We start from the raw sequence: 5,772 nt of genomic DNA on the forward strand, positions 1-5,772 counted from the left end.
CGCCACCGCCGCCGACGGCCCGCCCGGACTGCCGTCCGCCGCCGCTGCCGCCCAGGCGGTGCTCCCGCAGCCCACCGCCTCCGACAAGGAACTGCGCTCCCGCGTCGTCGACGCCGCCCGCACCCAGGCGACCGCCAAGAAGACGGCGACCAAGTCCCCGTACATCATCGGCGGCACGGAGACCACGATCTCCAGCGCGCCCTGGATGGTCCAGCTCGCCTACTACGACGACACCACCGGCGACGGCTACTTCTGCGGCGGCACCCTGGTCGCCCCGAACAAGGTCCTCACCGCCGCGCACTGTGTCGCGGGCCTGGACTGGGTCAAGAACGGCGCGGTCCTGGCCGGTGCGACCGGCCTCTACGACGACACGTCCGGCACGGTCACGGGCGTCCTGCACCAGTGGAACCACCCGCGCTTCAACGCCACCACGGCCCAGAACGACATCGCGGTCCTCACCCTGGACCGCCCCCTGGACCAGCAGTGGATGCGGCTGGCCTACCTGAACGACCTCGGCTACGTCACCCCGGGAGCGAAGGCCACGGTCTACGGCTGGGGCCTGACCTCAGGCACCGGCACCGAGCTCTCCGCGAACCTGCGCAAGGCCACGCTGCCGATCGTCGACGACGCGACCTGCGACAGCGCGATGAAGTCGGTCCTCGGGGACGACGAGTTCATCGAGGGCTCGATGTTCTGCGCGGGCACCCCCGCCTCCGGCACCGACGAGGGCACCACCAGCCCCTGCAACGGCGACTCCGGCGGTCCGGTGATCGTCGACAACAAGGTCATCGGCATCGTCTCCTGGGGCGTGGCCGGCTGCACCGCCAAGGGCGCCTACCCGGTCTTCACCAAGGTCGGCTCGTACACCTGGGCCGCCCAGCCGCGCATCGACGACACCGACCTGTCCTTCGACGGCCGCGCCGACGTGGTGGGCCGTACGCCCTCGGGCGGCCTCTTCGAACAGGACAGCAAGGGCACCTCGCTCGCGCAGCGCGCCTACCTGGGCAGCGGCTGGCAGACGGCCAGTTGGGGCCTGCAGGCCGACCTGGACCGGGACTACTACCAGGACTTGATCGTCCGCGACAAGACGGACGGCCACCTCTACCGCGACTACGTGAACCACTCCACGGGCGAGTTCACGTGGATGCAGATCAGCTCGGTGTGGGGCGGCTACAAGTCGTACGCGATCCCCGGCGACCTGACCGGCGACGCCCGCCCCGACCTGGTCGCGGTGGACGCCGACGGCTCGGTCTACCTCTACCCGGGCAAGGGCAACGGCCAGTTCTACGGCCGGGTCAAGGTCGTGAACAAGGCCTGGAAGAACGTCAAGATCTTCGGCCACGGCGACCTGACCGGCGACGGCCGCGCCGACCTCCTGGTCCGCAACTCCTCCGGCGTCCTGTACCTCTACGCCGGCACCCAGGTCGAGAAGGCCCCGTGGAAGCCCCGCGTCCAGGCCCGCACCGGCTGGAACTTCACCTCGTACGTCTCCAACGGCGACGTCACGGGAGACGGCATCGCGGACGTCGTCACCCGCGACTCGGGCGGCACGCTCTGGCTCTACCCGGGCACCAACAAGGCGACGACGGCGCTCTTCGGGACGCGGATCAAGCTGGGTACCGGCTACAACCAGTACAACCTGCTGTTCTGAACCGAACGCAGTGACTCGGCGGTCCGGTCAGGCTTCGCAGCCGCAGGACCGCCGGGTCACCAGGCGGGAGGGGAACACCTTCAGCCGCTCGCGGCGGGAGCCGGCCACCCGCAGCCCGTCGTCGAGCACGAGGTCCACGGCCGCCCTGGCCATCGCCGGACGGTCCGAAGCGATCGTCGTCATCGGCGGATCCGCGAGGGCGGCTTCCTTGATGTCGTCGAAGCCGATGACACCGAGCTCCCGCGGCACGTCGATGCGCAGCTCACGGGCCGCGCGCAGCAGGCCGATCGCCTGGTCGTCGGTGGAGCAGAAGATCGCGGGCGGTCGCCGGGGCCCGGAGAGGATCCCCAGGGCGACCTGGTAGGCGTCGTAGCGGTTGTACGGCGCCTCGAACAGGCGGTCCTCGGTCGGCAGACCGGCCTCGGTCATCGCGCGCCGCCAGCCCTCGACGTGGTCGGAGACCGGGTCGCCGACGGACGGCGTGTCCGCCGTACCGCCCATACAGGCGACGTAGTCGTAGCCGTGCTCCAGGAGGTGGCGTACGGCGAGCTGGGCGCCGCCGAGGTCGTCCGTGACGACGGCCACGTCGTCGATGGCCTCGGGGCGTTCGTGGAGAAGGACGACCCGGGCGTCCCAGGCCTCGATCTCGGCGGCGGCGAGGTCGTTCAGCGCGTGGCTGACGAGGATCAGGCCGGAGACGCGCATGCCGAGGAACGCGCGCAGGTAGTGGACCTCGCGCTCGGCCACGTAGTCGGAGTTCCCGACCAGCACCATCTTTCCGCGCTCGGACGCGGCCTGTTCGACCGCGTGCGCCATCTCCCCGAAGAAGGGCTGGCGCGCGTCCGGCACGATCAGGCCTATGAGGTCCGTGCGCCGCGACGCCATGGCCTGGGCCACCCGGTCCGGTCGGTACCCCAGTTCCTTGATCGCGGCGAGGACACGCTCGCGCGTGGCCGGGGCAACCGGCCGGGGTCCGTTGTTGATGACATAGCTGACAACGGCGGTCGAAGTACCCGCCAGCCGCGCCACATCATCCCGAGTCACCTTGGCCACGCGCGGAGTCTACGCGGATTGACCCGCCCTGGGCAGGGCGTTTCGAAGCTTCCCATCGCTTCCGCACAGCTTCTCCGTGCGGAGGCTGTGCGGAAGCGATGCCCTGCCCGGAAGCGGGTTACGCCTCGGCCGCGATCTCGGCGGCGTCCAGGGCGGCCGAGTCGGCCGTCTCGTCCGCATCCTCCGGCTTTGCACCCGCGAGCGCGGCGTTCGCCTTGAGCTTGGCCTCCTCGCCGCCCCGGTCACCCTTCTCCGGAGTAACGAATCGATAACCGACGTTCCGGACGGTCCCGATCAGCGACTCGTGCTCGGGGCCGAGCTTCGCGCGCAGGCGTCGTACGTGGACGTCGACCGTCCGCGTACCGCCGAAGTAGTCGTAGCCCCAGACCTCCTGCAGCAGCTGGGCGCGCGTGAAGACGCGGCCCGGGTGCTGGGCGAGGTACTTGAGGAGCTCGAACTCCTTGAAGGTCAGGTCGAGGACCCGGCCCTTGAGCTTGGCGGAGTACGTCGCCTCGTCCACGGAGAGATCGCCGTTGCGGATCTCCATGGGGGAGTCGTCGTTGACGATCTGCTGGCGGCCCATGGCCAGGCGCAGTCGCGCCTCGACCTCGGCCGGACCGGCCGTGTCGAGCAGTACGTCGTCGATGCCCCAGTCGGCGGTGACGGCGGCGAGGCCGCCCTCGGTGACGACGAGGATGAGCGGGCACCCCGGTCCGGTGGAGCGGAGGAGCTGACACAGGCTGCGCACCTGAGGCAGGTCACGGCGGCCGTCGATGAGGATGACGTCGGCACCGGGGGTGTCGACGAGAGCGGGGCCTTCCGCCGGTGCCACGCGCACGTTGTGCAGCAGCAGGCCAAGGGCCGGAAGCACCTCCGTAGACGGCTGGAGGGCATTGGTCAGGAGCAGCAGAGAACTCATATGTCTGGTTCCTCCTCGGTCCCTGCGAGGACGTTTGCGGCACTGCGGCATTGCGGCACTGCTTTGTGATCCCGGGGGCTCTGTATCTATGGCGGTCTCTCCGCGGTCACCTGTGGTTTCCCGAGGTTTCCCGCTTCGTATACAACGCTCCCGAAAGCACAAAAGGACCCGGGGGCTTCGCTGCCCGAGTCCTCTGTCGAGCAGAATAGCCCACATGAGCGCTGGTACGGCAGGTCATGTGGCACGATCCACCGTTCGTCCGAACTCTGAGACGATCAGACGCACACCTTTGCGGACGTTTCTGCACACCGACGACGGGGTGACGATCGATTCCGTATACGACCCGGCAGTGGCCGTATACGACGCCTCCGCGCCATCTTCCGGTGACCTGGTGTTCGTCGTGGCGCACGGTTTCACGGGCGATGTGGACAAGCCGCACGTGCGCCGGGTGGTCGAGGCGTTCACGCAGTACGGGGCCGTGGTCACGTTCTCCTTCCGGGGCCACGGAAGGTCCGGCGGACGGTCCACCGTCGGCGACCGCGAGGTGCTCGATCTGGCGGCGGCGGTCGCCTGGGCGCGCGAGCAGGGGCACGCGCGCGTGGTCACCGTCGGCTTCTCGATGGGCGGTTCCGTGGTGCTGCGGCATGCGGCGCTCTACGGCCCGGAGGGTGACGCGGACGGTCAGGGGCGCAGGGGGCGCACGGAAGCGCACACGGACGCGGTGGTTTCGGTGAGTGCGCCGGCCCGCTGGTACTACCGGGGCACGGCCCCCATGCGCAAGCTCCACTGGCTGGTGACCCGCCCGGAGGGCCGCCTCGTGGGCCGCCTCGGCCTCAGGACCCGTATCGAGCGCAGCGGTTGGGACCCGGTCCCGCTCTCCCCGGTGGAGGCGGTCCCGCGCATCGCGCCCACCCCGCTCCTCGTCGTGCACGGCGAGATCGACGGCTACTTCCCCCTCGACCACCCCCGCATGCTGGCCGACGCCGCCGGTGACCACGCCGAACTCTGGCTGGAGCCGGGCATGGGCCACGCCGAACACGCGGCCACCGACGACCTCCTGGCCCGCATCGGTCGCTGGGCCGGTTCACAGGAGAGCTAGCCTGACGGTTGCAGCCCCCGATCGATTGAGGAAGCGGATGCCAAAGGTCACGGTGCGCTACTGGGCCGCCGCGAAGGCCGCGGCCGGGATCGCCGAGGAGCCGTACGACGCGGCCACCCTCGCCGAGGCCCTCGCCGAGGTACGCGAGCGACACCCCGGGGAACTCGCCCGCGTACTGCTGCGATGCTCCTTCCTCGTCGACGGTGACCCCGTGGGCACCCGCGGACATGAGACGGTACGGCTGGCCGAGGGCGGCACGGTCGAGGTGCTCCCGCCGTTCGCAGGAGGATGAGCGAAGCGATGAGCAACCAGCCGTACGAGGGCTATGGCGAGGGCTACGACCCCTACGCCCAGCAGCAACAGCCCCAGCAGGCACAGCAACAGCAGGCGCAGGCCTGGCCCGGACATCAGCAGCAGGCGTACGAAGACCCGCAGGCCGCGCAGCAGTACACCCAGCAGTGGCAGGGCCAGACCTGGGACACGCAGGTCCAGCAGTCGAGACCCTCCGCGTCCGACCTGGCGTACTTCCCGCCGCAGAACTACCAAGCGGCGACGCCGAGTTACGACCCCCACGCCCAGGCCCCCGTGACCGCGCCCCCCGCTGCCACCGACGAGGCAGCCGCCGGCTACGGCCCCTCCACCCTCGCCGGCAACGCCCGGATCACCGATGCCCAGCGGGCCCGGCTGGAGGGCCGCTCGCCGATCATCGAGCCCGGGATGCAGCCCGCCGGCCTCACCGCCGTCCTGGCGCTGCTCCTCTCCGTCACCGCGCAGATCGGGTCGTACGCCCTCGTCGTACCGCTCGTCGTGCTCCAGGCGGTGACGGCGGCGGGCTGGTTCCGGCTGAACGGGATGTGGCCCGCCCGGCAGGGCATCGCGCTGGCCTTCGCGGGCGCGCTCGTCGCGGACGTGGCGCTGCTGGCGGCCGGCCGGGACAACGGCCCGGCCGCGATCCTCGGCACCCTCGGCGTCTGGGTCCTGCTCTCCCTCGTGATGCAGCTGCGCTCGCACGCCGACCCGGACACCCGGATCACGAGCCTGATGGCGACG

The 5,772-nt window shown here is 70.5% G+C and carries 6 protein-coding genes; 4 read left to right on the plus strand and 2 right to left on the minus strand.

All coding sequences use genetic code 11. The features are described 5' to 3' along the window. Positions 1–1,651, plus strand: a 1,651-nt coding sequence (locus R6V09_RS44120) for a trypsin-like serine protease (RefSeq protein WP_317887118.1), incomplete at its 5' end; no start/stop codon positions are given. 27 nt (positions 1,652–1,678) lie between these two features. Here R6V09_RS44120 and R6V09_RS44125 read toward each other — a convergent pair. Together R6V09_RS44125 and R6V09_RS44130 are read right to left on the minus strand one after the other, a co-directional pair. After that, positions 1,679–2,704 carry a LacI family DNA-binding transcriptional regulator gene (locus R6V09_RS44125; protein ID WP_317887119.1) on the minus strand — a complete coding sequence of 342 codons (1,026 nt, stop codon included), beginning with the start codon at positions 2,702–2,704 and terminating at the stop codon, positions 1,679–1,681. Between the two features lie 118 nt (positions 2,705–2,822). After that, positions 2,823–3,623: a response regulator transcription factor gene (locus tag R6V09_RS44130; protein WP_317887120.1), complete on the minus strand. Its 801-nt coding sequence runs from the start codon at positions 3,621–3,623 to the stop codon at positions 2,823–2,825. Between the two features lie 214 nt (positions 3,624–3,837). Here R6V09_RS44130 and R6V09_RS44135 point away from each other — a divergent pair, with 214 nt between their 5' ends. The 3 genes from R6V09_RS44135 to R6V09_RS44145 all read left to right on the plus strand — a co-directional run. Continuing rightward, positions 3,838–4,722 (plus strand): alpha/beta hydrolase, encoded by an 885-nt coding sequence (locus R6V09_RS44135; protein WP_317887121.1) that lies wholly within the window; start codon positions 3,838–3,840, stop codon positions 4,720–4,722. A gap of 37 nt (positions 4,723–4,759) precedes the next feature. Next, entirely contained in the window at positions 4,760–5,014 is a 255-nt protein-coding gene (locus R6V09_RS44140) for a MoaD/ThiS family protein (RefSeq protein ID WP_317887122.1), read from the plus strand. 8 nt (positions 5,015–5,022) lie between these two features. Next, positions 5,023–5,772, plus strand: a 750-nt coding sequence (locus R6V09_RS44145; RefSeq protein ID WP_317887123.1) for a hypothetical protein, incomplete at its 3' end; no start/stop codon positions are given.

Origin of the sequence: Streptomyces sp. W16 (assembly GCF_033194735.1) — a bacterium.
GTDB lineage: Bacteria > Actinomycetota > Actinomycetes > Streptomycetales > Streptomycetaceae > Streptomyces.

What these genes read in the sequence shown, in the direction of transcription:
- R6V09_RS44130 (WP_317887120.1), bottom strand. Translation starts at nt 3,623, where the DNA reads ATGAGTTCTCTGCTGCTCCTGACCAATGCCCTCCAGCCGTCTACGGAG.
- R6V09_RS44140 (WP_317887122.1), top strand. Translation starts at nt 4,760, where the DNA reads ATGCCAAAGGTCACGGTGCGCTACTGGGCCGCCGCGAAGGCCGCGGCC.
- R6V09_RS44135 (WP_317887121.1), top strand. Translation starts at nt 3,838, where the DNA reads ATGAGCGCTGGTACGGCAGGTCATGTGGCACGATCCACCGTTCGTCCG.